We start from the raw sequence: 26,377 nt of genomic DNA on the forward strand, positions 1-26,377 counted from the left end.
TAATGCGCTCTAGTGAGAAGATACAGTCAGGTCTTTATATAGGCAAAGTTATGCATATGCGGTTGCGTCCTCAACGGCATCGCTTCACTTATCGTGTATTTTCATTGCTGCTGAATATTGATGAGCTTCCGTCATTAGACAAGGCAAAGCGTCTTTTTGCTTATAATCGCCGCGCAATTGTGAGCTTTCACGATAAAGATCACGGAGATGGCACAAAGGGCGGATTGCGCCATTGGGTTGAAGGGCAACTAGCCCGTGCTGGTCTTCAGGGGGCAGGGATGAGTATTTATATTCTCTGTTATCCGCGCATTTATGGCTATGTCTTCAATCCGCTGACACTCTATTTTTGTTATGACGCGCAAGGAGGGCTGCGCGCTGTTCTTTATGAGGTCAGCAATACATTCGCAGAACGTCATACCTATATTATGCGTGTTCTCGAGGGGAAGCTGACAGGACAGGGCTTTCACCAGCAATGTAAGAAGGATTTTTATGTATCTCCTTTTTTGCCGATGGACTGTTTCTATAATTTTTACATTGAGCCTCCCGATGAAAAGCTGCTGGTTCGTATCCATGAGGAAGATGCTGATGGCATGGTGCTTGTTGCAAATTTTGCAGCGACACGAAGCCCCATAAATGACCGCACGCTTGGTTTGGCATTGTTGCGTCACCCGTTGATGACCCTGAAAGTCAGCGCGAGCATTTATTGGGAGGCACTGCGCCTTTGGAGAAAAGGCCTTACCATTTATCGCTATAAGGCGGCGGCCAGCAAGGTCGACAGTACTGTTGTTTCAAACCCCACTCCGATCAATCAGCCCCGTGAGTTAAATCCTGATGAGCACCACTGAAGAGACAATGAACATCAAGAGGGAAGTCAAAGCAGGGCTCAACGAACGTCCGCCGCTATGGATGCGCATTGCGCAGAAATGGGCTGGCCGGATTGCTTTCGGCACACTGACTGTTGAGTTTCCTGATGGGCACAGTTTTTATGTCAAAGGCTCAAGACCGGGCCCTGATGCAACAATGATCATTCGTTCGCCGAAATTTGTGTGGCAAGTCCTCTCCGGAGGAAAACTCGGGCTGGCGCGCGCATTTATTGATAATAACTGGGATAGTCCAGATATTGGTGCTGTTTTGGATCTGGGAATTTTCAATGAGGATTATTTAAATTCGGTTCTCGCATTGCCGGCACTTGCAAGATTGATGACCAATTTGCGCCATCGTCTCCGTGCCAATACGCCTACAGGAAGCAAGCGCAATATTGCTTTCCATTATGATCTGGGCAACCAATTCTATGCTCAGTGGCTGGATGAGACCATGACATATTCTTCCGGCTTGTTCCAAACGGCCGGACAGTCCTTATCTGATGCGCAAAATGCCAAATATGACCGCATCGTCAGGCAATTGAATATTCAGAAAAATGACCGTGTTCTTGAGATCGGCTGCGGATGGGGCGGATTTGCGGAATATGCTGCGCGTAAAACCGGTTGCAGCATTGTAGCCCTGACACTTTCTCAGGAGCAGGCACATTTTGCGCGAGAGCGCATGATGAAAGCGGGCCTATCTGATCGTGTTGAAATTCGTATTGAAGATTACAGAAATTGTGAGGGGCATTTCAACAAAATCGTATCTGTCGAGATGTTTGAAGCTGTCGGCGAGGAGAACTGGTCTGTATATTTTGCAAGACTGCAAGCCTTGTTAGAGAGTGACGGCGAGGCTTTGCTACAGGTTATTACCATCGATGATAACCGCCTTGATGAATACCGGCGCAATGCTGATTTCATTCAGACCTATATTTTTCCGGGCGGTATGCTGCCTTCATGCAACGCACTTATTGATGTCGCACGAAGACATAATTTAAAGCTGACTGACCAGCTGATGTTTGGACGTGATTATGAGAAGACGCTGCTTCAATGGGATGATCAATTCATAAAGCAATGGTGCACTATCGAGCCACTCGGCTTTGATGCGCGTTTCAAGCGGATGTGGCGATATTATTTCCATTATTGCGCTGCCGGTTTCAGAGCGCAGCGCATTGATGTCGGGCAGTTTCATTTCCGTCAGCTCTGCGTCAATCAGGATTAACGTAACAATTTGCGCGTAATTGCAAATCGCAATCCAGCGGGCAGACATGCCAGACATTTGGTAAGCCAAACCATCTTCCACGGAAATGCAATTTCAAAACGATGTGAATTCAGGCCGCGAATGATGTGATCAGCGGCCTCATTCTCTGAAATTATAAAAGGCATAGGAAAGTCATTTTTTTGTGTGAGCGGCGTATCTACAAAACCGGGATTAACAACGCTGAGAAGCACATTCTTACGTCGCAGCTCAGGATAAAGGGCCTCACACATATTAATGAGACCGGCTTTGGTCGCGCCATATGCTGCTGCACCTGGCAGGCCGGTATATCCTGCAACGGAGGAGACGACCAATATGCGTCCCGATTGCCGCTTGAGCATGGGCTCCATAACGGCGCCCAGACAATAGGCAGTTCCTATAAGATTGACATTGACCGTTTCCTCAAAAAGCGCAGCATCAAAATTAAACGCATTGTCCCGCTTATATATGCCTGCATTGAGGATTGCGACACTAACAGGGCCAAGCTGTGCTTCAATCGCGGCATATGCAGCCGGTACCGCTGCGTGGTCCGTCACATCCATCGGAAAAGCAAAAATCTTGTCCGGTATTTGTGCGGCGACCTCTTCAAGATGCGCTCTTGTGCGGGCGCTGATTGCTACTTTCCAGCCTTGGCTGGCAAGCCTTATTGCCAAAGCGCGCCCCATTCCGGTGCCGGCACCCGTTATCCATACAAGTTTATTATGTATATGAGCTTCCATTACATTCACCTCATTAGACAAACTTTACATTCTCTATACGCAACAGGGGTGGCAGCGGTTCATCCATCATCCGCTCTTTCTCTTAGCTCTCAGGATTTTCTATGAAAAATCATAGTCTTATATGGTTGCGCAATGATCTTAGAATGCAAGATAATCCGGCACTTGATGCGGCATTGTTAGCGGGCGGATCTGTTACAGCCGTTTATATCCATGAGGAAACAGGAATTTCGCGCTGTTCTGGCGGCGCTGCGCGATGGTGGCTTGAGAGAAGCCTTGAAAAATTTGCTGCGCAATTGGCGCAAAAAAATATCGAATTAATAATTGAGACAGGTGATCCGGCGATTATCATAGAACATATCGTAACAACGGAGCATGTTAAAGCTGTCTTCTGGAACAGGCGTTATGCGCATACAGAGCGTGAATGCGACGCAGATATAAAACATAACCTCAAAGGCAAAGGTATCCATGTTGCCTCATTCAGGGGTAATTTATTGATCGAACCTTGGGAGGTTATGACTGGAAACGGTGACCCCTATCAGGTTTATACACCCTATGCCAAAGCCTTGCGCCGGCAAGGTGTTCTTCAGCCTCGTGCTATATCGGCTCAGATGGCAGCCTCCAGAAATTGCGTGCAGCACCAGCCGGTTATGATTTATAAACAACCGCACTGGTCACACACAATTGCCCAGCATTGGCAAACCGGCGAGGAGGTGGGTTACCAGCGTTTGACCGTATTTTTGAAAGATCTGGTCCGGTCTTATGCGGATGACCGCGACTGTCCTTCTCTTGACGGCACTTCAAAACTTTCGCCTTATATGCGCTTCGGGCAGATGAGTGTGCGCCAGATATGGCATGAAGTTGTTCAGTTCGCGCAGCAGCATCCGCATGTGGCAAATGGTGCTGATAAGTTTTTGTCCGAGTTGATCTGGCGTGATTTCCATTACCATCAACTTTATCACAGAGCAGATATTACCACGCATGATATGCGCCCGACACTTGAACCAATTGAGTGGCGCAAGGATCCCGCATCTTTCATTGCATGGACAAAAGGACAGACCGGCATACCGATTATTGATGCTGGAATGCGTCAATTGTGGGCAACAGGATGGATGCATAATCGTGTCAGAATGCTTGTGGCGTCATTTCTGACGAAAAATCTTATGATCGACTGGCGTCTTGGGGAAGAGTGGTTTTGGGATACGCTGGTTGACGCTGATGTGGCCAGCAATCCGGCCAGTTGGCAATGGGTTGCGGGATGCGGGATGGATGCTGCCCCGTATTTTCGGGTTTTTAACCCTGTGGTGCAAGGAAAACGCTTCGATCCAGAAGGTGATTACGTGCGTCAATGGGTGCCTGAACTGCGCTTATTGCCCTCAAAATGGATGCACAGTCCGGGGCAAGCGCCTGCTGATGTCTTGCGCGGAGCAAAACTGAAATTGGGCACCGATTATCCGTTGCCGATTGCGGATATTGCAGAAAGCCAGAGGTTCTTCAAGATGATTATGAAGAACGAGATTTAGAGCATAAAGCCTTATTCTGATTTCAGCTTAAGGTCGATTTTACGTAAATTTTAGTATGTCAGATGGGCGCACGGCACTCTGATTGTAATTATGCGTATTTTCCGGTGATCCGTTTTGTTCAGGCAAACGTAAAGGATGATTAGATAGTTACTTAACCAAAAAATCGGATGTATTTTCAGTGAAACATAGTCTTGTTTATAATGGCAATCCCGTACAACATCCTGATGTCAAAAACGGGAAAATCGGGGTTTTGCTTATTAATCTCGGCACACCTGAAGGGACAGACTACAAGTCACTTCGTGTTTATCTCAAAGAGTTCCTGACGGATAAACGGGTTATAGAATGGTCGCCTTGGAAGTGGTACCCAATTCTATTTGGCATTGTGCTCAATACGCGGCCGCAGAAGGTTGGCAAAGCCTATAAATCTATCTGGAATAACGAACTGAATGAAAGTTATCTTCGTACATTCACCAGAAATCAGGCAAGTCTTATTGCCGAGAAATTCAACGATAATGATAACATTATCATCGATTGGGCTATGCGCTACGGCAACCCTTCCATTGCAGACCGCATAGATGCACTGCAACGTGCCGGATGTGAGCGTATTATTATTTTCCCTCTTTATCCTCAATATGCGGCGGCTACAACAGCATCGGTTAATGATGCGGTGTATCGCAAATTATTAAATATGCGCTGGCAACCCGCCATAAGAACAGTGCCGCCTTATTATGATGATCCTGTTTATATTGACGCCTTGTATAATTCTGTAACTCAACACCTGAGCACTATTAGTTGGACGCCTGAGGTTATTGTAGCCTCTTTTCATGGCATTCCGCAGAACTACTTTGATAAGGGCGACCCTTATTATTGTCACTGTATGAAGACAGCTCGCTTACTGCGTGAAAGATTGGGCATGTCAAAACAGCAATTGATTGTTACCTTTCAGTCTCGCTTTGGGCCAGAAGAGTGGATTAAGCCCTATACAGACAAAACAATTCAGTCACTGGCTGAAAGTGGTGTTAAAAAAATCGCGGTTATTACCCCAGGTTTTGTTTCCGATTGTTTGGAAACACTGGAAGAAATTGCGGTGGAAAATCGGGAGTACTTTATGGAACACGGTGGGGAAGAATACACTTTTATACCATGTCTGAATGATAGTGAGGCGGGAATAAAGGTATTGGAATCTGTTCTATTAAAAGAAATGTGCAGTCTAGATCGGGTGTAAATGTAAAATTTATTCAGATTCCTATCTAGCAAGGTATCGTGATTTTTAGCGGCTTGCTCCGATGTTAAACAGACAATTGTAGACTGCATCAGGCAATCTTGCCTTCCTTTCAATCGTGTTCTACTTTGCGCCAAACACATTCTCTATCAAGTCGATTAGAAAAGCTATCAGCTAGATCAATATCGTGACAATTCCCAAGCCGGCTCATACTGTGCAGAAGTTGTGCTGTTTCAGGAATGAACCCAGTTCATACTTGTAAACAGGGAGCCTTGGTCGGAATGAATCAGTACTAGCTCTTTTGGTATACGTCGCCACACGGTAATCCAAAAAGCCTGTAAGACCAGGTCTGTGGTTTGGTGCGATTGTATTGAACAGCCAATAAAACGTCTGTCAAAATGTCGACTACGACAGCCAGAATAGCACCGTTCACATATGTTTTGATGTAGCCAATCTAAGCTACGATACCTGCCAGTCGAGTCAGTCTCGCAACTCGGTTTGGACAGCAAGTCCACTCCTGATCTCTGACAATTGATCATCCTGAGCAGCTGCTTTCTCAGGGGCGTTGTAATGCTTCATCCAGCTATAAAGTGAATGAGTGCTTACGCCCAAGCGACGCGAAACATCTGCTACGGAATAACCGCGCTCAGTTATTTGTTTAACAGCATCAATTTAAATTCGTCGGTGAAATTAGCTTTACTCATCGTAAGCTCTTTACCTTTTTTAAAGTCACAAGGTGTCTACAAATCTAGGGTTATTCAATGATCACATCACCGGATTTGAAGCGTTTGTCCTGTCGCAATAGGCCAGAAAGGGGGGGGCCAGATTGACAGAACGGTCTTTAAACTCGCGAGCTGCATCCGCCGCAAAAAATCACGATAGGAAGTTATGATTGGGATGTGCCGTGTGTAGATGAGATCCACATCGCGGCCTTCCACATCATCAAGAAACCGCAGATAACTCTCACCGTCCGGAAAATTGCGGGTTTCCAGCGATCCAAGCTGATAATTACCTGCGGCGGCAATCGCGCGTGCCAGATCTTCATTGCCGAACAGAGGAATGGTCAGACGTTTCTCAGCAGAGTGCAGAGCCATATTAACATATCCATTCACTGTTCATCAGAATAAAACTCAAAGACCGGAGGGGTATGTACCGCTCCGGTAAATATCTGCAATCAGCTCTTGGCTATGCGGCTATGCGGCCATTTCCAGTCACGGATTTCCGGCATATCCTCACCATACTCACGCACATAGTCATGATGCTGCTGAAGCTTTTTTTGAAGATACGCGATAATCGGGTCTGCTATACCGGCAGCCAAAGGTAGACGGTTAAGCGCTTCAATCGCCAGATTATAACGATCAAGTTCGTTCATCACAGCCATATCAAAGGGCGTTGTGGTTGTGCCTTTTTCGATAAAGCCACGCACATGGAAGTTCGGATGGTTGGTGCGCTTATAAACCAGCCGGTGGATCAGATACGGATAGCCGTGATAAGCGAAAATTACCGGACGATCAGTGGTGAAAAGCGCATTAAATTCACTGTCGGCAATACCATGCGGATGATGCTGCGGTGATTGCAGCGCCATCAGATCAACAATATTGACTACGCGGATGCGCAAATGCGGCAGCGCTTCACGCAACATTGCGGCGGCGGCCAGAGTTTCCATGGTCGGTACATCACCGGCGCAAGCCATCACCAGATCAGGCTCCATACCATCTTCGCTGCCTGCCCAATCCCATTTACCAAGACCGGCCTCACAATGCTTTTCTGCTTCATCCATGGTTAGCCATTGTGGTGATGGCTGCTTACCGGCAACGATCACATTCACACGGTTCCATGTTTTGAGACAGTGGTCACCCACCCAAAGCAGTGTATTGGCATCCGGCGGGAAATAAACGCGGACAATATCGGCGCTCTTATTGGCGACCAGATCGACAAAACCCGGATCCTGATGGGAGAAGCCGTTGTGGTCCTGCCGCCAGACATGGGAGGTCAGCAGATAGTTGAGCGATGAAACCGGTTTGCGCCATGGCAGTTCGCGCGCGACCTGCAACCATTTGGCATGCTGGTTGAACATTGAATCCACAATATGGATAAAGGCTTCATAGCAGGAGAAGAAGCCGTGACGACCGGTCAGCAAATAGGCTTCCAGCCAGCCCTGACACAAATGCTCACTGAGCACTTCCATCACGCGGCCGTCGGCGGCCAGATGATCATCACTGTTTAGCGTTTCAGCCATCCAGACGCGGTCGGTTGCCTCAAAAACACTGCCAAGGCGATTGGACGCCGTTTCATCTGGCCCGAAGACACGGAAGTTTTTATCCTCATCATTGAGGCGGAGGACATCGCGCAGATAATCACCAAGGATTTTGGTGGTTTGTTCCTGTACCGCACCCGGCACGCTAACATTGACTGCATATTTGCGGAAATCGGGTGTTTTCAGGTCTTTACGCAGCAAGCCACCATTGGAATGCGGAATAGCGCCCATGCGTTTTTCACCGCTTGGTGCGAGCGCGCGCAATTCCGGTTTCAGCTTGCCGCTTGCGTCAAACAGATCTTCGGGATCATAGCTGCGCATCCAGTCTTCAAGGATTTTGCGGTGGGCATCATCTGCGCGGCAATTGGCAACCGGCACCTGATGGGAGCGCCAATGGTTCTCCACCATTTTGCCGTCAACCACTTTTGGCCCTGTCCAGCCTTTGGGGCTGCGGAAGATAATCATCGGCCAGCGCGGACGCTCCGGAGATTTAAGATCGGCTTGCTCTTTAATGGCTTTGATACGATCAAAAGCACGGTCAAAAGTTGCAGCCATCAGTTGGTGCATGGCTTCCGGCTCGTGGCCCTCTACGAAAAATGGTTCATAGCCATAGCCTGTGAAAAGGCTGTACAAGTCTTCATCTGACATACGAGCAAGCAGGGTCGGATTAGCGATTTTATAGCCATTCAGATGCAGGATCGGCAACACCGCGCCGTCGCGCTTCGGGTTGAGGAATTTGTTAGAATGCCATGCAGCCGCCAAGGGGCCGGTTTCGGCCTCACCGTCACCGACAACACAGGCAACGACGAGATCGGGATTATCAAAAGCTGCGCCATAAGCATGCACAAGCGCATAGCCAAGCTCGCCTCCTTCATGGATGGAACCCGGAGTTTCCGGTGCCACATGGCTTGGAATACCGCCCGGGAACGAGAACTGGCGGAAGAGTTTTTGCATTCCGTCAACATCTTCGGTGATATCGGGATAGGTTTCCGTATAAGTGCCTTCCAGATAGGTATTCGCCACCATGCCAGGGCCACCGTGACCGGGGCCGCAGACATACAGCACATCTTTGTTGCGCTTTTTAATGATGCGGTTGAGATGTACATAGATGAAGTTCAAACCGGGTGTAGTGCCCCAATGGCCGAGCAAACGCGGCTTGACATGTTCAGGTTTTAAAGGCTCACGCAGCAGCGGATTTTGCATCAGATAAATCTGCCCGACGGAGAGGTAATTGGCCGCGCGCCAATAGCGGTCGGTCAGTTTCAGCTGATCCGGAGTAAGCGGCTGGGCGCCAGTCTGATTATTCATTCCAAAATTCCTTAACTTATTGGGAGGATTGGTTTAAAACAGTGAGGGTTTCCGCAGCAATCACTTGCTCTTCATCAGTTGCGAGCATGAAAGCCGCGATTTTGCTTGATTGTGTACTAATGCGGAAAGCATTTTTATCATTGGCCGCACCATCCAGTTCGACGCCCAGCCATTGTAATTTTCTGGCAATATGGGCGCGGATTTCGGGCTGATGTTCGCCAATACCTGCGGTGAAAATAATGGTATCCAACCCGCCAAGGCTGGTCGCCTGACGACTGATTTCACCGGCAATGCGTGTGGTGAAGAGATCAATAGCTTGCTTTGCTTCAGGTGCCTCACTTGCCAACAAGTCACGACAATCTCCGCTGATGCCGGATACACCGAGCAGACCGGAGCGATGATAAAGCATATCAGTCAACCCATCGGCGTTAATATTCTGCTGGCTCAACAGATGCAGCAGCACACCCGCATCTAGATTTCCGCAGCGCGTTGCCATCGGAATACCGTCCAGCGTGGAGAAACTCATACTGGTATCAACGCTTTTGCCTTCTCTAAGTGCGCAAAGGCTGGCGCCGCTGCCAAGATGGGCAACAACAAGTTTCTTACGGCCTAAATCCGGGTCAAGCTCGTTAAAATGTTGTGCAATGGATTGATAAGAGAGTCCGTGAAAACCATAGCGCTTGATGCCTTGGTCATGCATTTCCCGCGGAATGGCAAACCGGCGGTTCACATCCGGCATGGTGCGATGGAAGGCTGTATCAAAAGAGGCTGTTTGCAAAATATTAGGGAAAAGTTGGTGGATCGCTTTAATCAGCGCCAGACTTTTAGGCTGATGCAACGGCGCATAGGCCGACAAATCGTCAATGGCCTGAATTGAGCGTTCATCAATCAATGCAGGACCAGTAAAAACATCGCCGCCATGCACCACACGGTGACCAATGGCTTTGATACGGGTCAGGTCTATATGCGCAGAAAGCTTATCGAAAACCTCGCTCAACACGCTGACTATATCCGCAGAAGCCTCAGATTGCAGTTGCAAATCCAGCCGTTCTTTGCCGCGCTCCATATGAAAACTCAAAGGAGACGCGGCAAAATCAATGCCAGCCTTAGCGGATTTATGCAAAGACGAGCCGTTCCATTCAAAACTGCCGATTTTGACGGTCGATGATCCTGTATTGAATGTGAGAATTAAATCATTCATTCCAAGTCTTTCCATAATCAACAGCTTTGCAGGAAAAGTGAGGCAGGCTTTATTGTGTCAGCTCACCTCAGGAAGTTACGGAAACGTTTGAGTGCGAAGAAGAAGAGCACGGAACCGATAATCATGAGGGCGAGGAACTGCGGCCAGACCACGCTTAATCCTGCACCGCGGAACAGCACCGATTGCGCGAGAATCACAAAGTGCGTGTTTGGTGCTGCCAGCATGATATTCTGAATGATTTCCGGCATGCTCTCACGCGGTGTCATTGCACCGGAGAGAACCTGCAACGGCAGCAGGATCAGCACAATCAATAGTCCGAATTGCGGCATGGAACCGGCAATGGTTGCTAGATAAATGCCGAGACTGGTGGTGGCAAAAAGCTGGAGTGCCACCCCGAGCAGGAACAGGATGATCGATCCATTGATCGGTACCGACAGCACACCTTTGACGATGAACAGCAAGGACATTGCCGTGGCAACCAGCACCACAAGCCCCATAGACCAGACCTTACTGATCATGATCTCGATCGGGGTGACCGGCATCACCAGCAGATGTTCAATCGTGCCATGTTCACGCTCGCGAATGAGTGCCGCACCGGTCAGGATGATTGACAGCATCGTCACCGAGGCAATCACGTTGGTAACCGCACCGAACCAGCCTTTGTTCAGATCCTGATTGAAGCGCGCACGCAGGTTCTGCGCGACCGGCATTTTAGTGGCACTGCGATAATGATTGAGAAACTCGCTCACCTCATTGGTCACAATGGCCTGCACATAGCGCCCGCCGCTGAAGGCCTGACTCATACGCGTCGCATCAATATTCAGCTGAATAGTCGGATTGCGTCCGGCCAGAAGATCACGCTGGAAGTTCGGCGGAATATCCAGCGCAAATGTATCCAGACCGGTATCCATGCGCTTGTCCATCTCATAAGTGGAGATGAGTTTCGGCGGCACAAAATAAGGCGGATAAAATGCGGTGGTAATCCGGCCGGAGATCGGGGACTGATCCTCATCAATAATTGCGATCGCCGCATTGTTTAGGTTTTCCGGCATTGCTTTGGAAGCCGTATAGATTGCCAGTGTGAACGCATAAACAATCAGGATCATCAGCATCGGATCGCGGGCAAGACCGCGTAGCTCCTTGATGCCAAGACGGAATATATTGGAAATCCTCATCTCAGCGCGCCTGTTTCTTGAGAAGAACAATACCCAGCACCATCAGCACCGGAATGGTTATCAGCAACATCAGAAAAGGCATGCCCAGATCAGAGAAGCTGAGCGCTTTCGAGAACGTCCCGCGCGAGATGGTGGTGAAGTAGGTTGTCGGATAAATCTGACCGATCAAAGCCCCTGCACCACGCAAAGAAGAAACCGGATCAATGATACCCGAATATTGCACGGCAGGTATCAACGTCATCAAGGCGGTGCCGAAGATAGCGGCGATCTGACTGTTCATGAAAGTGGAGAGCACCAGTCCCATGCCTGTTGTGATAATCACATAGAGCAAGGCAGCCGTTGAATAGGTCAGAAAACTGCCGGTAAACCGCACCTGAAAGATGAACACTGCGAAGGCGGTCAGCATCAGGAAGTTGAAGAAAGCCAGCCCGATATAAGGCAGCTGCTTACCCATCAGAAACTCGAATTTCGTGACCGGTGTCACGTAGAAATTGATAATCGAGCCCAGTTCTTTTTCGCGCACAACACTCAGCACCGAGAGCATGGCCGGTATAACCAGCAGCAACAGCGGAATAACCGCTGGCACCATGGCTACCAGACTTTGCACATCCGGATTATAGCGATAGCGGATTTCCATATTGAAACTGGTGAGGGCCGTGGTGTTGCCATAGAGCTCGCGGGCTTTTTGCGACAACCAGTTGAGATGCGTGCCCTGCACATAACCCTGAATGGTTTCTGCCCGCGTCGGCATTGCACCGTCAATCCATGCGCCGACTTCAACAGGACGTCCATGTTCGACATCGCGGGCAAAGTTCGGTGGTATCTCAATCGCCAGACTGATCTCGCCGTTTCGCATGCGCCGGTCGAGATCGTCATAATCAAGGATCGGATCTTTTTCGATAAAATAGCGTGAGCCGGAGAATTGGAGGATATAGTCACGACTGATCGTTGTGTCGTCGCGGTCAATCACTGCAAAACTTAAGTTATTCACGTCGAGATTGATACCGAAACCGATCACAAACATCAGGATAACACTGCCAAGCATTGCCAGTGTGGCGCGGATCGGATCGCGCCGCAGTTCCAGCGTTTCGCGTCTGGTATAAGCGAGCATACGGCGCAGATCAGGCATCCAGCTTGCAGACGGAGCCGGAAGCTCTCGTACCCGTTTTACTGTTTGTGCTGTCTGTTCTGCAACTGCTGTATGGGCAGGTTGCGGCGCAGGTGCGGTTTCGCCAATGGCATCTTCAAGATAGCCGATGAACGCCTCTTCCAGTGTTGTTGCCGAACAGCTGGCAGTGATTGCAGCCGGTGTATCACTGATCAACACTTTACCGGCATGCATCAGGGAAATCCGGTCACAAAGCTCTGCTTCATTCATGAAGTGGGTGGAGACGAAAATCGTCACATTATCCTTGCGCGAAAGATCGGCGAGGATTTGCCAGAAGGCATCACGTGCCACCGGATCAACACCGGAAGTCGGCTCATCGAGAATGAGAATATCCGGCTGATGGATCAGGGCGACCGCGAGAGACAAACGCTGACGGATACCGAGCGGCATATCATCCGGATAAATATCCATCATCTCGGTCAGATCGAAACGCTGTGAAAGCTCTGTAATACGCTGTTTGGTTCTGGCCTCTTCCATGCCGAATAATTTGGCGTGGAGTTCCAGATTGTGATGCACAGTCAGTTCTGAATAGAGCGAGAAAGCCTGTGACATATAGCCGACACGACGGCGGATATCGATATCTTTGGTATCAACTTCACGGCCAAACAGGCGGGCAATACCATCACTTGCAGGCAGCAAGCCGGTCAGCACTTTCATGGTCGTGGATTTGCCGCAACCATTGGAGCCGAGGAAGCCGAAAATCTCGCCGCGCGGAATACGGAAGCTGACATTATCAACGGCTGTGAACTTACCAAAACGCACGGTGACATGCTCGGCTTCAATGGCAATATCCGTGATGCTTTCATCACGCGGCGGGATCACCACCTTATGATGGTCTTGGCGCAGTTCTTCCGGCAATAAGGCGATAAAGGCATCATCCACATTCGATGTGCCGGTTTGTTGCATCAGCTCTTTTGGTGTGCCACTGGCGAGGATCTGCCCGTCATTCATAGCAATAAGCCAGTCGAAACGCTCGGCTTCTTCCATATAGGCCGTGGCAACAATCACGCTCATACCCGGGCGATCTTTGCGGATATCGTCGATCAGCTCCCAGAACTGGCGGCGCGACAGAGGATCAACGCCGGTGGTCGGCTCATCAAGAATCAGCAGGTCAGGATCATGGATCAGCGAACAGCAAAGACTGGTTTTTTGCTTCATCCCGCCGGAGAGTTTGCCGGCAGGACGATCCGCAAAGGGCGACATGCCGGTGCGTGCCAGCAAATCCGTAATTCGGCGCTCACGTTCATGCTTGTTATGGCCGAATAATCTGCCGAAGAATTCAATATTCTCAAAGACCGACAGGGTCGGATATAGGTTTTTACCCAGCCCTTGCGGCATATAGGCAATACGAGGAAAAGCGGACTGGCGATGGCGCTTGTCAGCAATATCCCCGCCCAGCACGTCAATGCGCCCTTGCTGCATAATACGCGCACCAGCAACCAGTGACAGCAAGCTGGATTTCCCCACACCGTCAGGGCCAATGAGGCCGATCATGCGACCAGTCGGAATATCCAGCGTCAGATCACACAGGGCTTGTTTGGCGCCATAGGTCAGGCTGACATTCTGTATGCGGACGACAGGTTCATCGTCCGCGCTGTTATCGCTCGCCAGATCCATGTTCATTGTACAGGTTCCGCAAGGTTCTGTGGCCATGTGGCTTCAGAGTTCAGCTTAACATAGACAGTGCCCGGCAGACCGGTTTTGACCTGCTGAATATGTTTTTGCAGCAGTTCCTGCGGGATTTTGGCTTTTACGCGAAACACCAGCTTCTGGCGCTCTTCTTCCGTTTCAACGGATTTCGGCGTGAACTGGGCAACGTCGGCAACAAAACTGATTTTGGCCGGAATAACAAATTGCGGTGCAGCATCCAGAACGATACGGGCTTCAGCACCGATTGCGACCTGTCCGGCCTGTGCAGTTGGCAGGAAGAACGTCATATAAACATCGCTCAGGTCAACCAGATTGAGCACACGGCCACCGGCAGCAATCACTTCACCCGGCTGGGCAATACGATATTGAACGCGACCCGGTTTGGGTGCTTTCAAACTGGCATCATTGATCTCAACGGCAATTGTTGCAATCGCGGCTTTAGCAGCATCAACGGCTGCTTCCGCATCAACAACCTGCGCTTTGGCGGCGCTAATACCGGCTTCAGTTGCTGCCAGCTGCGCTTTGGCAGCACTTACGGCCGCTTCAACGCCACGGGCATTGGCACGGTCATCATCGAGAATTTGCTGGGAGACAGTACGGGATTCATTCAGCTGCTGCGAGCGTATCAAGCGGCGCTGCGCGGCATCTAGTTGTGCTTCGCGTTGTGCGATGATGGCAGCAGCTGCTTTTTGTTCTGCTTCACGCTGTGCTACAAGGCTACGGGTTGTTTCAATACTGATTTCTGCACGGCGCAACTGTGCTTCAGCCTGACGACGCTGGCTTTCGGCCTGATCGGTATCCATCTGCGCCAGAACATCGCCGGCATTCACAAAATCACCCTCATCCGCCAGAATTTGACGAATACGACCGGCACTTTTGGTGGAAATGTCGACCTCAACGGCTTCAATACGTCCATTTCCGGAGGCAATGCCTTCGGGTAGGTTGTCATTATTCAGTTGTTGCCATGTATAATATCCGCCTCCAGCAAGCAGGACTGTAACGACAACAAAAGTGTATTTCTTAAACCGAATCAATTTGCTTTTGATCATTTACTATGCCTGAGTTTATATGAAACTTTGTCTATGAGGTGTTATATGAATCAATAAATGTCATTGATTGCAGTCAATACTGTTTATTTCTTTTTGTTGTAATAAAAGTTACATTCTGCCCCAAAAAGCATCATTTTTTATTTATGTTGGTTCCAGTCTAAATCGGACAATATCTGTGCTATTATGGATTGAGTTTCTTCTTTTTTGACGCATGACGTGATCCTAGGCAATAATGGAAGCGATATTTGGATTTGAATTTTGCAAGACCAATTAAAGGCCAAGGTAGATCAAATGATTGCCGATCTGGACTTTAATGGCGCAATGACCTTCGCCGAACAGCATACAGCGAGTCGTGCGACTCTACATAAACGTCTTGAACTTGAACCTCAGGAGGAAGTTCTTATTGTTGTGACTGAAGTCAGTGGATGGCCAGTTACTCGACATGTCGATCTCTATCCGCGCACCCTTACTCGAATTGAACAATCCAACAACAAGCTTGCCCATTTGTGCGATTGAACGGGCTGTACAAGCGCGGAACGGTTCATGGTAGTAAATCATTCATTTGCCTCCCCCCCCTCTGTGCGCCTCTGCATCGCGACGTCAAGGGGCAAAGAAAAGGTACCTTACCCCATAGGCAAGCTGTGCGGTCACGCTGCACCCCTGAATATGAGCGTTTTCCAAATTTGGAAAATCGGAGTTTGCTTTGCATTTTGAGGAAAATCGAAATGGCAAAAAAGGCCACAACAACTTCGACCTCGTCCGCAATCATCGACCTTACGGGTGAAGAAATGCTGTCAACGAGTGGGGCATCTTCACTGTTGGGTATTACATCTCAATGGCTTCGTCAGCTATCGGCGAATGGTTATATCCCCGTGGCAATCAAGGGAAAGTACCCACTGGTTGCTGTAGTTCAAGGTTATGTCCGCTCCCTTAAAGACGAGGAACGGAGGTCGTCTAAAGTAGCGGCCGACAGCGGCCTTAAGGCCGCACGGCAAAGAGAGGTCGAACTCCGGATCGGGAAAGAGGAAGGTCGTCTCGTCGATATGGAAGACGTTGAAGCCATCGTCTCAAATGTTTTTGCAACACTACGCGCAGAACTTACCGGCATCCCCGCAGCGGTAACGCGCGATGTGAAATTGCGCGCGGAGATTGAGAAGGGATTAAATGGGGCGTTTGCTCAATCACAAGGCAAGTTCAGAGAAGCGGGTGAGGCTTTACGATCTGGCAGCGATCTTTTGGGAGCCGGCGGAGAAAACGACTCCTGACAAATGGGGGGGGCGGAGAACTGCGTCTATCCGTCAGCATAACAATATCCTAGAAGGTGGGAATACTGCCTGTAATAAACTAATATGAGAGGTGCTTTATGGCTAAAGGTCGTCTTGATAGTTTAATGGATCAATTGGGCGTTAAATTGGTGCCTACCTACCGGCGCAGAGCGCGCGGCCAGAGCCATGCACGGGGCACAATGAAAGCCATAAGGGACGCACACGGCGAAGGTCATTTGGTCTTTGTTGTGAAAACCATAAAGCAAAGCGCCGGTAATATTGATGAGCTGTGGTCTGAAACAATCGGTGCAGTCTCAGACATAGTGCTGCAGCGCCCAGATTGGGCAGAGAGGCGTGCTGGTGACTTTATGGCGGCTTTTGATCAGATAGACCTTGCCGTGCTCCGTGGTCGCTCTCTAGCGCTCAGGCCGTGGCCGGTACGCGGGACACTACGCACATTGATACTTTCGGAGCTTGAAGGATTGCTTGCGCCAGTGTGTGCGGCGTAGTTTATTCTGTAGCCAGTCGCCCCAACTGAAAGCACTCATGCGACCTACAAAAGCGAGAAAGCACGCCACACGGCAACCTCGAAGGAACCAGTCGCCATTTCAGACGAGAGGCCTATATTCCAGCCCTATACGCGCCACACAGAAGCGGAGCTGATCGAGATAGGGCAATTCTCATCCAGAATAAGCTATCGCTTCCGCACGGCGAATTTGGGCCGTGGGTACGCGATAAGACCGGACTGCCATATGAGACCGCGCTGAATGCCATGAGACTGGCGCAAGTGGCTTAAACGGCGTTCGTGGCTTTCTGATCGGTGAAGGCTTGAAGTTGCTATGACCGGTCAGCAATAAAAAAGCCGCCCGACTGGAACAGGGCGGCTAATCAGTTATTTATTCTAAGGCCGTTCCACTTTGGTAATAAGAATATTCTTTAACGCTCCGTACTGCTAACAAATTTGAAAGCACTACATGAGATCCGACCATCGGGTGATATTCTGTCTCTATTGTTTGCGCGCAGGCTCGAAACAATCAGATTTCTTGTGGCAATATCTCGGCACATATCTACTAAAATAAACGGGGCTGGTCTTTTCTCATCTTCGAGAAATATCCGTCCTTTGTATGTGTTGATGTTATAGCTACTGATCCGGCCGAACATATCATTTTGGTTATCGGAAGTCAGGAATGGGCGAAATTCGTACCAACCTTGGACGCATCTCCCACTCCATCATTTTATGGTGCGGACTTTTACTGAAATTTGAGTAAAAGGTATCACTGAATTGATGATGCCCCAAATTTAGGGCACGTCCACAAATTGTGGATGAACAATTCAACTTCCTTAAATTGAGGAAGTTGAATTACACTATTCGTTGGGCAGGTGAATTCCGCAAGCAGATTGTGCCGCAATAGGGGACTCGAAATGATCTTGTAACTTCTGATAGTCGCCGCCCCAAGTTATCCGCCAGCAAGTTGCCGCTCAAGCTGGCATGTCAGGCCAAACCAAATCTGGTTCGGCTGAATTCAACCCTTCGATTTGAGCGAAAGGTTGCTCAGTCCAAATCTGGGCTGAGTGTCACAACGATTCGACGGGGCATGTTGCACGGCATGTCGCGTGGAGCTACCGTGTACCAGTGTAACTCATTGAAATTTATAGAATGCCATTTGCAACACGATGCGACATGAAATTTACATCATGTTCCAGCTACGTGCTTTATAACTATTTGATTTTGTTTTGTAATTTTTTGGTAGCGGAGGACGGATTCGAACCGCCGACACAAGGATTATGATTCCTCTGCTCTAACCTACTGAGCTACTCCGCCCCACGATGCTTCAGAGCTTTTCAGCTGCTTCGCGAAGCAATGTTCTCGTTGGGAACGGGGGTCGTATAAGTCGGTATGCGCATAGCTGTCAAGCACTGTTATGCATTAATCGGTATTGAAATCCAACTTTTGCAAAGTTATTGAGTTTTCAACAAGCAAAGGCAGGAAAATATGGCACCGCGTATCGCAGTTCTCGGTTGTGGCTATTGGGGCAACAATCATATCCGCACTCTTAAAGGTCTGGGCGCACTCGTTGCTGTCAGTGATATTGACCCGGCACGCTCCGCAAAATTTGCTGCGGATTATGATGTGGCGCAAATCAGTGTTGATGATCTTTTTGTTTCAAAAGACATTGATGCGATTGTTATGGCACTGCCTGCGCAGTTCCATGCGCAATATGCCATCCGCGCGGTTGAAAACGGCAAGGATGTGTTGGTTGAAAAGCCGATCGCTCTGACTGTTGCTGATGGTGAGGCCGCAATACAGGCGGCTCAGAAACATGGCCGTGTGTTTATGGTTGGTCATATTCTGCGCTTTCATCCGGCATTTGAGAAATTGCTGGAACTGGCACAAAGCGGTGAACTCGGCAAAATCGGTTATATTCAGGCGCATCGCATTGGTCTTGGCAAATTCCACGGCCAGAATGATGCTCTTTGGGATCTCGCACCACATGATTTGTCGATGATTCTGGCACTGACCGGCTCTGAACCTACTGAGGTACGTGGTGAAGGTGCGGCAATGATCGATCATTTAAGCGATTTTGCCCATCTGCATATGGAATTCCCGAACGGTATTCGCAGCCATTTGTTTGCGTCACGCCTGAACCCGATCATGGATCGCCGTCTTGCGGTTGTCGGCGACAAGGCGATGGCTGTTTTTGACGATGCTGAGCCGTGGGAACGCAAGCTGACCTTGTATCGTCATAAGGTCTGGCAGGGGAACGGGCAGATTGCTTTCACCAAGGCTGATCCGGAATATGTGCCGGTACAGGAAGGCATGCCGCTGACCCGTGAGCTGGAACATTTCATTCATTGCATTGAAACGCGTGAAACACCGCGCACCAATGGTGAAGAAGCTGTGAGTGTGTTGCGGATTTTGACCAAAGGCACTGTGAACCATCCGGTTCGCTAACCAGAATCACAGATATTTGAGATATCCGGCTCTTTGTCATGCTGACGGTACTGATAGATTGGCCCATAGTCTGAGGGGCTGAACGGGATAATCAGACCGTATCCATGTGGACAGACTGCAGGATGCGAATAAAACAACGCGATTGAGCGGCTTTTCTGGTATAAGCACCGGCGAGCCGGTCTTCGCGACTGCTGTGCGGAACAAGGGAGACGCGATGTTCCGCCATTGCTTCAAGCTGTGTTACATTGTTTGCCAAACAGTGAAGAATGCACCATGGCGAAGTCTCTTATGAGGGACTACATACTACTCGATTCGCGGGTGTGCGCGTGCATGATGCGGATCAATTGATATTGGAGCCGACATGCAATTCATTGATCTTGTGAGCCAGCGCGCTCGCATTGAAGACCGTCTTAACGCTGCTGTTCTTAAAGTGGTCGCGGAAGGCAAGTATATTCTCGGACCTGAAGTTGCTGAGTTTGAGAAGCAGCTTGCTGATTATGTTGGCGTCAAACATGTTCTGGCCTGTGCCAATGGTACAGACGCATTGCAGATGCCGCTGATGGCTATGGGCGTCGGCCCCGGCGATGCAGTTTTCTGCCCGAGCTTTACCTTTGCAGCAACCGCTGAAGTGGTGGCGCTGGTTGGTGCGGAAGCGGTTTTTGTGGATGTCGAAGAAGACACCTACAATATGAATGTGGAACAGTTGCAGGCTGCTATTGATGCAGTGCGCAAGGAAGGCCGTCTGACACCAAAGGCGATCATTCCGGTTGATCTGTTCGGTCTGCCTGCTGATTACCGTGCCATTATGGCAATTGCTGATAAAGAAGGCCTCAAGGTTATTTCCGATGCTGCCCAGTCGATCGGCGGCAAGCGCGACAATGCCATGTGTGGTTCTTTCGGTCATGTCGGTGCAACCAGCTTCTACCCTGCCAAGCCGCTCGGCTGCTATGGCGACGGCGGCGCAATCTTTACCAATGATGACGAGCTGAACGATGTTCTGCGCTCCATCCATTTCCACGGTAAAGGCGAAACCCAGTATGACAATGTGCGCATTGGTCTGAACTCCCGTCTGGATACAATTCAGGCTGCGGTTCTGCTGGAAAAAATGGCTATTCTCGAAGACGAAATGGAAACCCGTCAGAAGGTTGCCAATCGTTATGCCGAAGGTCTGGGTGACATTGTTAAAGTAACCCGTCCGGCTGCCGGTATCCGTTCCGCATGGGCGCAATATTCGATTGAAACCGAACGCCGTGATGAGCTGAAAGCCCATCTGCAGGCGAAGGGTATTCCTTCGGTTATCTATTATGTGAAGCCGCTGCATTTGCAGACTGCTTATAAGCATTACACGATTGCACCGGGTGGTCTGCCGGTGTCTGAAGCTCTGCCTTCACGCATTCTCAGCCTGCCGATGCATGCTTACCTCTCCGAGGAAGATCAGGAACGCGTTATCGCTGCGATTCGTGAGTTCCACGGTAAATAACCGGAATTTTTCGGTTTTAGTTATGATCTTAAAGGCCGGATGGAAACATCCGGCCTTTTTGCTGTTTCAGACGGGCAGTCAGTGTGACTGCAAATTAAAATATGAATTGAAAATTCATATTATCAGGTATTAGCTGCATGTCACCAGCTGGTTCTAACCGGCAGAGATTGCAGGAGAGATGATGAATAAGCCTGTATTTATTGCGCAAACGGAAGTTTCCTCCGCGCAGGCAGAGATAATTTTCGAAAATCTGCTACGTGTTTATGGCGAACATTATGCCGTGGTGCGCACAGAGAATGAAGGTACAATTCCGCTGCTGATGGGTGTGGCAAAACTCAGGCTGGAACAGGAGCGTTTTACCGTAACCGCCGAGGCTGCCAATGAAAGCGATCTGTCTTATCTGAAATTTGCTGTCGCGGAAGGTATTGTCCACCATGCGGGTGCCGAAGCTGTGAGCTTCCGCTGGGAAGGCGATGGCGCAGGCGAGGGCAGTCTGCCGCCGTTTTTTCGCGAAATGAAGGTCATTGCCGTGCGCAATATTACGCCGCATATGCGCCGGATCAGATTGCAGGGCGATGATCTGGGACGCTATGCCAGCGGCGGGCTTCATATCCGCCTGATATTGCCGCCTAAACCGCCGCTCAAGCCGATATGGCCGCATCTGGGGGCTGATGGTCGTCCGGTCTGGCCGGATGGTGAGCACCGTCTGCAAAACCGTGTCTATACAATCCGGACCATTGATGTTGAGCAGGGCTGGGTTGATATTGATATGGTCGTGCATCCCAGCACGGTTGAAGCACCGGGAACAGAATGGGCCACGCAGGCGCAGACCGGTGATATTATCGGCATGACCGGCCCCGGTGGCGGGGATATGCCTGCGGGTGAAGATTTTATTCTGGTCGGCGATGAGACTGCCTTACCCGCTATTTCCCGTATTCTGGAAAGACTGCCGGCGACGGCATCGGCAATCGTGCGTATTGAAGTAGCTGACAGTGCGGAAGAGCAGCTACTGGAAACTCAGGCACAGCTTGATCTGAAATGGTTGCATCGTAATGGTGCGGAAGCCGGAACGACAACGCTGCTGATTGATGCGGTAAAACAGGCCATGCCGGTGCAAAGCGAAGGGCGCCGGTTGTTCGCATGGGCTGGCTGTGAGTTCGATGCTTTTAAAGCTATTCGCGGCTTCTGGCGTAAAGAATGCGGCCTGAAACGCGATGACCACATGGCGGTTGCCTATTGGCGGCGTGGCGTTACGGATGACCATTAAGCGGATGGCTTTGGCTGTGCGGTTTTAAGAAAAGCTACTGCCTGACGTTAGGGCGACCTATGTGCCAGGTCTGGCACACGGCGCTCTCAAGTCAGGCCGTGATCTTTTTAATGCGTCCGGCCAGACTTTTCTGTTTTGATGCTTTTGCTCTTTTGGTGCTTTTGGCTGGAGCATCCGGTTCTGTGTCCGGTTCTTTCAGCAATGTGTGGATAGGAGAGGTTTCACCTTCCTGAGCTGCCGTTCTGGCAACCATTTCAGCAGCGAGATCGCTGATGGTTTCCCGCAGCTGATTATCTTCGTCACTCAGCGTCCGGCTTTCATTCTCAGCGGACTTTTCGCCGGAGCGCATGGTTTTACTCTGTCGTTCGAGTTTTTCCTGCGTATCAGAGAGTTCTGAAATCAGACGATGCAGTTTCTCCTCAAGCGCCTGATTACGCTGTTTCTCGCTTTCAAGAGATGTTTTCAATGATGCCACCTGAGAAGCCAGTTCTGACTTCAAGCTGTTAAGTTGTTTCTTTTCCTGCCGCAGATCGCTTGCCTCACGCCGCAACCGGTCTGCTTCGCTTTCACGACGGGAGACCTCTTCACGCAGCGTATCACTGAGATGGCTCAATGCTTCATTCTGGCGTTGCATCCGGCCGTTTTCCTCAAAGGACGCCTGCTGTTTCTGCTGAAGCTTTTTCATCTGCTCCTGCGCAGCGTTTAAAGTCTGCCGGTCGTCTTTCTGCTGTATTCTGGCAATTTCAAGCTCCTGCTGCAAAGGCAGAATCTTCTCAATTTCATGACGATCCGTGCTGATTTTCAACAATGCCTGAGTGTGCTTCTCACGGATTTCCGAGGCTTGCATTTCCGCTTTACGGAGCGCGGCCGCATGGGATGCACGCAGCATATCCCTGTCGGCTTCAATAGCTGTCAGCGAAAGCGGCAGCTGGGCATTCATCTGTTTTTGCCACAGATAATTTGCGCGTCGCCAGAACAATGGCGCTGCCAGCAAAATCAGAAAGACTGCGCATAAAAAGCCCAGCAGGAAAACCAGTACGGATTGTATCACGATCTGCCGATCTCCGGTGCTTTCAGATTATGACATGAATGCATGAAATTTAAATCATTCAGAGTGCATTCCGGTCTGATTTAACCGGATTACTGCTCTGTCCCTTTGACTGAATGCGCATCTGATCCGCAAAATATACGGGATGCGTCTGTAAAAGAGAGAATTTTCCAATTCTCTCTCCGGTCATATGTCTGCGATCAGAACGGATTCCATGTCGCGCTTGGTGTCAGCTTGAGATAGCCGATATTGACGCCGAGACGGCCACCGACACCGGTACGGATTGGTACCAGCAGAATATTGCCGCGCTTCAGTACATTAAAACCTGCACCGGCAATAATATAGGCAGAGCCGGAAACGCCCGCATAGCGGCCATAGAGCATGTTTACATCATCAAGATTGTAAACGAGCATCATAACGCGCGAACCCTGACCGCCGAAATCCCAGCCAAGGGAAGGCCCCTGCCAGTAGGTTTTGTGATCGCCGGCATTTTTGGTGTAGAGCGTGCCTTCACCGTAAGTGAGGCCGCCTACAAAGGCGCCGGAACCTTCTTCACCCAGAATATAGCCGTTTGGCAGGCCGTAACTCTGGAACGCTTTTTCAATGGCGGAGGCAATGCCGCCTGAGGTTGAGCCAAAGAAACGGTGGCCGGAGGCAACAATTTCCTCCATGCTGAAGCCTTCATTGGCTTTGGCCTGCTGCGGTACGACGCTGATCAGAGCCAGTAATCCTATTATGACCGATGCAATATGCACACGGAAAGAGGACAGGTTTAGGGTAGCCATAAAAAAATCCTTCTGGCTGCTTGGCTCATTCTGTCTGACGGGACAATGAGCACCCTGAACAGGTGCTGTTGTCCGTATTTCCAAACATGCGCAAATGATTGCTGCACATGTTTAAATCCCTGTCCGGAGCAGCAATTCTGATGATTGCTTTGTCCGGTATGTATCTTGCCGGAACAGCAGGATACGGTGGTTTGGCGAAACGGCTGTTTGATTTTTAAAGTCTTCCGCACGGATATGACCCTTATTGTAGCGTCAAAAACCTTGTCGAATTGTTTATATGAAAAATTGTCCTTTCAATGGCTTAATGAAAAAGCATTAAAGCTGTTTTTGTCCTGTTATTTGGTAATCATTAAGCCTATTGGCGCATAATCACGGCACAAGGATGCCATGGCGTCCTGTTATCAGTTTATGTTCCGGTGATTCGTTTTGTGATGTGCCAGATTTTGCCCGCAAGGCTGAGCCGGAACTTTGATCGAAGCCTGCCGGCAGGCAGATATGAAATTTGGAGATGCAATCAATGTCCTTGCCTGTTGTTCTTTCTGCGGTTGATCTCGGCGCATTGCTGTGCAGCCGCATTTGCCATGACATTATTTCACCGGTCGGTGCGATTAATAATGGTCTGGAATTGCTGGAAGAGGGCGGTGCGGATGAAGATGCAATGGCGCTGATCGCTGCCAGCGCGCGCAATGCGTCTGCCCGTCTGCAATTTGCCCGTATCGCTTTCGGTGCTGCCGGTTCTGCCGGAGTGCAGATCGATACCGGTGATGCGCAAAATGTTGCCACCGCTTATATGGCGAATGAAAAGCCTGAATTTACCTGGACCGGCAACCGCGCTTTCCTGCCTAAAAATCAGGTGAAGCTGCTGCTGAACCTGATACTGATCGGTATTTCTTCCATTCCGCGTGGCGGAAATCTGGATGTGGTGCTGGAAGATGCGGAAACTGATCCGAAAATCAGCATTAAAACACGCGGCCGTATGCTGCGCGTTTCGCCGAAATTTAAGGAATTGCACGACGGTATCATTCCGGAAGAGGCAATTGATGCGCATTCCGTGCAGCCTTACTACACGCTGTTGCTGGCACAGGAAGCCGGTATGGAAATCATTATTGATGTGAGCGAAGAAGAAATCGTCTTCCGTGCGCAGAAAGCAGAAGTTGAACCGGCTTTTCAGGGGGATGTTCCTGAAGCCGATGACGGCACACTCGCTGCAGACGCCGGTACACTGGCTGACGATTAATCAGCTCTGACTATCAGTTGAATTTGAAAGCCGCGCAGTTTTGAATTGCGCGGTTTTTTAATATTGCTGACGCAGGGCAATAAAAAACCCCGCAGAAGCGGGGCTTTTTGAAACCTGAATTGCATAAGAACTTATGCGATTTCGCGGTGATCCATGCTGTCCTGATCGCGCAGCACATAGCCACGACCCCAGACAGTTTCGATATAGTTCTGGCTGCCGGAAACAGCATCGAGCTTCTTGCGCAATTTGCAGATGAAAACGTCGATGATTTTCAGTTCCGGTTCGTCCATGCCACCATAGAGGTGGTTGAGGAACATTTCCTTGGTGAGGGTTGTGCCCTTACGCAGGGAGAGCAGCTCCAGCATCTGATATTCTTTGCCGGTGAGGTGAACGCGCTGGCCGCCGACTTCAACAGTCTTGGCATCCAGATTAACGATCAGATCACCGGTGGTGATAACAGACTGTGCATGGCCTTTCGAGCGACGAACGATTGCGTGAATACGGGCAATCAGCTCATCTTTATGGAAAGGTTTGGTCATATAGTCGTCAGCGCCGAAACCGAGGCCGCGAACCTTATCTTCAATGCCAGCCATACCGGACAGGATGAGGATAGGTGTCTTTACCTTGGACAGGCGCAGTGTACGCAGCACTTCATAACCTGACATATCCGGCAAGTTCAGATCGAGCAGAATGATATCATAGTCATAGAGCTTACCCAGATCGATGCCTTCTTCGCCCAGATCTGTCGTATAAACATTGAAGCTCTCTGACTTGAGCATCAACTCGATGCTTTGTGCGATTGCACTATCGTCTTCAATCAAAAGAACGCGCATCTTCAGAATCCTTTTTTCCGCCGCTTAACCTGATCCAGCAGTTAATTGCCTAACAGCACTCGCTTTGAACCAAGTCTGCCACCGAATGGTTAACAAAATATGATTCTCATTGGCAATAGTAA

The 26,377-nt window shown here is 49.8% G+C and carries 20 protein-coding genes, 1 tRNA gene and 2 pseudogenes; 11 read left to right on the forward strand and 12 right to left on the reverse strand.

Annotated elements, in window-relative coordinates:
- The first annotated feature begins 2 nt into the window (after positions 1 to 2).
- Positions 3 to 845 (forward strand): DUF1365 domain-containing protein, encoded by an 843-nt coding sequence (locus BKD14_RS10710; RefSeq protein WP_075655957.1) that lies wholly within the window; start codon positions 3 to 5, stop codon positions 843 to 845.
- Positions 846 to 852: 7 nt separating this feature from the next.
- Positions 853 to 2,082: a cyclopropane-fatty-acyl-phospholipid synthase family protein gene (locus tag BKD14_RS10715; protein WP_075656354.1), complete on the forward strand. Its 1,230-nt coding sequence runs from the start codon at positions 853 to 855 to the stop codon at positions 2,080 to 2,082.
- Here the strand turns inward: BKD14_RS10715 and BKD14_RS10720 are convergent.
- Positions 2,079 to 2,858 carry an SDR family NAD(P)-dependent oxidoreductase gene (locus tag BKD14_RS10720; RefSeq protein ID WP_238481779.1) on the reverse strand — a complete coding sequence of 260 codons (780 nt, stop codon included), beginning with the start codon at positions 2,856 to 2,858 and terminating at the stop codon, positions 2,079 to 2,081. The genes BKD14_RS10715 and BKD14_RS10720 overlap by 4 nt on opposite strands.
- An 80-nt stretch (positions 2,859 to 2,938) precedes the next feature.
- Here BKD14_RS10720 and BKD14_RS10725 point away from each other — a divergent pair, with 80 nt between their 5' ends.
- Together BKD14_RS10725 and hemH are read left to right on the forward strand one after the other, a co-directional pair.
- Complete coding sequence (locus tag BKD14_RS10725; protein ID WP_075655959.1) at positions 2,939 to 4,357, forward strand: deoxyribodipyrimidine photo-lyase; 1,419 nt, start codon at positions 2,939 to 2,941, stop codon at positions 4,355 to 4,357.
- A gap of 178 nt (positions 4,358 to 4,535) precedes the next feature.
- The gene (gene hemH, locus BKD14_RS10730; protein WP_022709068.1) at positions 4,536 to 5,582 is read left to right on the forward strand and encodes a ferrochelatase; all 1,047 of its coding nucleotides are present in this window, start codon (positions 4,536 to 4,538) and stop codon (positions 5,580 to 5,582) included.
- A 570-nt stretch (positions 5,583 to 6,152) separates the two neighbouring features.
- On the opposite strand, the pseudogene BKD14_RS19535 reads toward hemH, so the two are convergent.
- The 7 genes and pseudogenes from BKD14_RS19535 to BKD14_RS10765 all read right to left on the reverse strand — a co-directional run.
- Positions 6,153 to 6,283, reverse strand: a pseudogene (locus tag BKD14_RS19535) (transposase); the annotation flags it as partial.
- Positions 6,284 to 6,349: 66 nt separating this feature from the next.
- A complete protein-coding gene (locus BKD14_RS10740; protein ID WP_075655961.1) occupies positions 6,350 to 6,673 on the reverse strand; it encodes a ribose-phosphate pyrophosphokinase-like domain-containing protein in 324 nt (107 codons plus the stop codon).
- An 80-nt stretch (positions 6,674 to 6,753) separates the two neighbouring features.
- Complete coding sequence (locus tag BKD14_RS10745) at positions 6,754 to 9,144, reverse strand: phosphoketolase family protein (RefSeq protein WP_075655963.1); 2,391 nt, start codon at positions 9,142 to 9,144, stop codon at positions 6,754 to 6,756.
- A 16-nt stretch (positions 9,145 to 9,160) separates the two neighbouring features.
- On the reverse strand, positions 9,161 to 10,345 hold the full coding sequence (locus tag BKD14_RS10750; RefSeq protein ID WP_075655965.1) for an acetate/propionate family kinase: 1,185 nt from the start codon (positions 10,343 to 10,345) through the stop codon (positions 9,161 to 9,163).
- A gap of 62 nt (positions 10,346 to 10,407) precedes the next feature.
- Positions 10,408 to 11,520: an ABC transporter permease gene (locus BKD14_RS10755; RefSeq protein ID WP_075655967.1), complete on the reverse strand. Its 1,113-nt coding sequence runs from the start codon at positions 11,518 to 11,520 to the stop codon at positions 10,408 to 10,410.
- Between the two features lies 1 nt (position 11,521).
- Positions 11,522 to 14,305 carry a ribosome-associated ATPase/putative transporter RbbA gene (rbbA, locus tag BKD14_RS10760; RefSeq protein WP_139316412.1) on the reverse strand — a complete coding sequence of 928 codons (2,784 nt, stop codon included), beginning with the start codon at positions 14,303 to 14,305 and terminating at the stop codon, positions 11,522 to 11,524.
- Between the two features lie 2 nt (positions 14,306 to 14,307).
- Positions 14,308 to 15,387 (reverse strand): HlyD family efflux transporter periplasmic adaptor subunit, encoded by a 1,080-nt coding sequence (locus BKD14_RS10765; protein WP_083647043.1) that lies wholly within the window; start codon positions 15,385 to 15,387, stop codon positions 14,308 to 14,310.
- Positions 15,388 to 15,678: 291 nt separating this feature from the next.
- On the opposite strand from BKD14_RS10765, the gene BKD14_RS19115 reads away from it, so the two are divergent.
- The 3 genes from BKD14_RS19115 to BKD14_RS10780 all read left to right on the forward strand — a co-directional run bounded on the left by BKD14_RS19115 (position 15,679) and on the right by BKD14_RS10780 (position 17,161).
- Complete coding sequence (locus tag BKD14_RS19115; RefSeq protein ID WP_139316401.1) at positions 15,679 to 15,903, forward strand: hypothetical protein; 225 nt, start codon at positions 15,679 to 15,681, stop codon at positions 15,901 to 15,903.
- Between the two features lie 209 nt (positions 15,904 to 16,112).
- Entirely contained in the window at positions 16,113 to 16,652 is a 540-nt protein-coding gene (locus BKD14_RS10775) for a hypothetical protein (protein WP_075655971.1), read from the forward strand.
- A gap of 98 nt (positions 16,653 to 16,750) precedes the next feature.
- Positions 16,751 to 17,161, forward strand: coding sequence for a hypothetical protein (locus BKD14_RS10780; RefSeq protein WP_022709461.1), 411 nt, complete (start codon positions 16,751 to 16,753; stop codon positions 17,159 to 17,161).
- A gap of 1,236 nt (positions 17,162 to 18,397) precedes the next feature.
- Here BKD14_RS10780 and BKD14_RS10785 read toward each other — a convergent pair.
- A tRNA-Met gene (locus BKD14_RS10785) sits at positions 18,398 to 18,474 on the reverse strand.
- 171 nt (positions 18,475 to 18,645) lie between these two features.
- Between BKD14_RS10785 and BKD14_RS10790 the strand changes: the two genes are divergently transcribed.
- The 3 genes from BKD14_RS10790 (at position 18,646) to BKD14_RS10800 (ending at position 22,352) form a co-directional block, all read left to right on the forward strand.
- Positions 18,646 to 19,605 carry a Gfo/Idh/MocA family oxidoreductase gene (locus tag BKD14_RS10790; protein WP_075655973.1) on the forward strand — a complete coding sequence of 320 codons (960 nt, stop codon included), beginning with the start codon at positions 18,646 to 18,648 and terminating at the stop codon, positions 19,603 to 19,605.
- 361 nt (positions 19,606 to 19,966) lie between these two features.
- Positions 19,967 to 21,085 carry a DegT/DnrJ/EryC1/StrS aminotransferase family protein gene (locus BKD14_RS10795; RefSeq protein ID WP_075655975.1) on the forward strand — a complete coding sequence of 373 codons (1,119 nt, stop codon included), beginning with the start codon at positions 19,967 to 19,969 and terminating at the stop codon, positions 21,083 to 21,085.
- A 181-nt stretch (positions 21,086 to 21,266) separates the two neighbouring features.
- Entirely contained in the window at positions 21,267 to 22,352 is a 1,086-nt protein-coding gene (locus BKD14_RS10800; protein ID WP_075655977.1) for a siderophore-interacting protein, read from the forward strand.
- A gap of 91 nt (positions 22,353 to 22,443) precedes the next feature.
- Here the strand turns inward: BKD14_RS10800 and BKD14_RS10805 are convergent, their stop codons facing one another.
- The gene (locus BKD14_RS10805) at positions 22,444 to 23,403 is read right to left on the reverse strand and encodes a hypothetical protein (RefSeq protein WP_075655979.1); all 960 of its coding nucleotides are present in this window, start codon (positions 23,401 to 23,403) and stop codon (positions 22,444 to 22,446) included.
- Positions 23,404 to 23,600: 197 nt separating this feature from the next.
- The gene (locus BKD14_RS10810) at positions 23,601 to 24,185 is read right to left on the reverse strand and encodes an EipA family protein (protein WP_075655981.1); all 585 of its coding nucleotides are present in this window, start codon (positions 24,183 to 24,185) and stop codon (positions 23,601 to 23,603) included.
- Positions 24,186 to 24,702: 517 nt separating this feature from the next.
- Here BKD14_RS10810 and BKD14_RS10815 point away from each other — a divergent pair.
- Positions 24,703 to 25,329: pseudogene (locus BKD14_RS10815) on the forward strand (histidine phosphotransferase family protein); the annotation flags it as partial.
- A 224-nt stretch (positions 25,330 to 25,553) separates the two neighbouring features.
- On the opposite strand, the gene ctrA reads toward BKD14_RS10815, so the two are convergent.
- A complete protein-coding gene (gene ctrA, locus BKD14_RS10820; RefSeq protein ID WP_022709454.1) occupies positions 25,554 to 26,255 on the reverse strand; it encodes a cell cycle two-component system response regulator CtrA in 702 nt (233 codons plus the stop codon).
- Positions 26,256 to 26,377: the final 122 nt, after the last annotated feature.

This window comes from Pseudochrobactrum sp. B5, assembly GCF_001939785.1.
GTDB classification, from domain to species: Bacteria; Pseudomonadota; Alphaproteobacteria; order Rhizobiales; family Rhizobiaceae; genus Pseudochrobactrum; species Pseudochrobactrum saccharolyticum.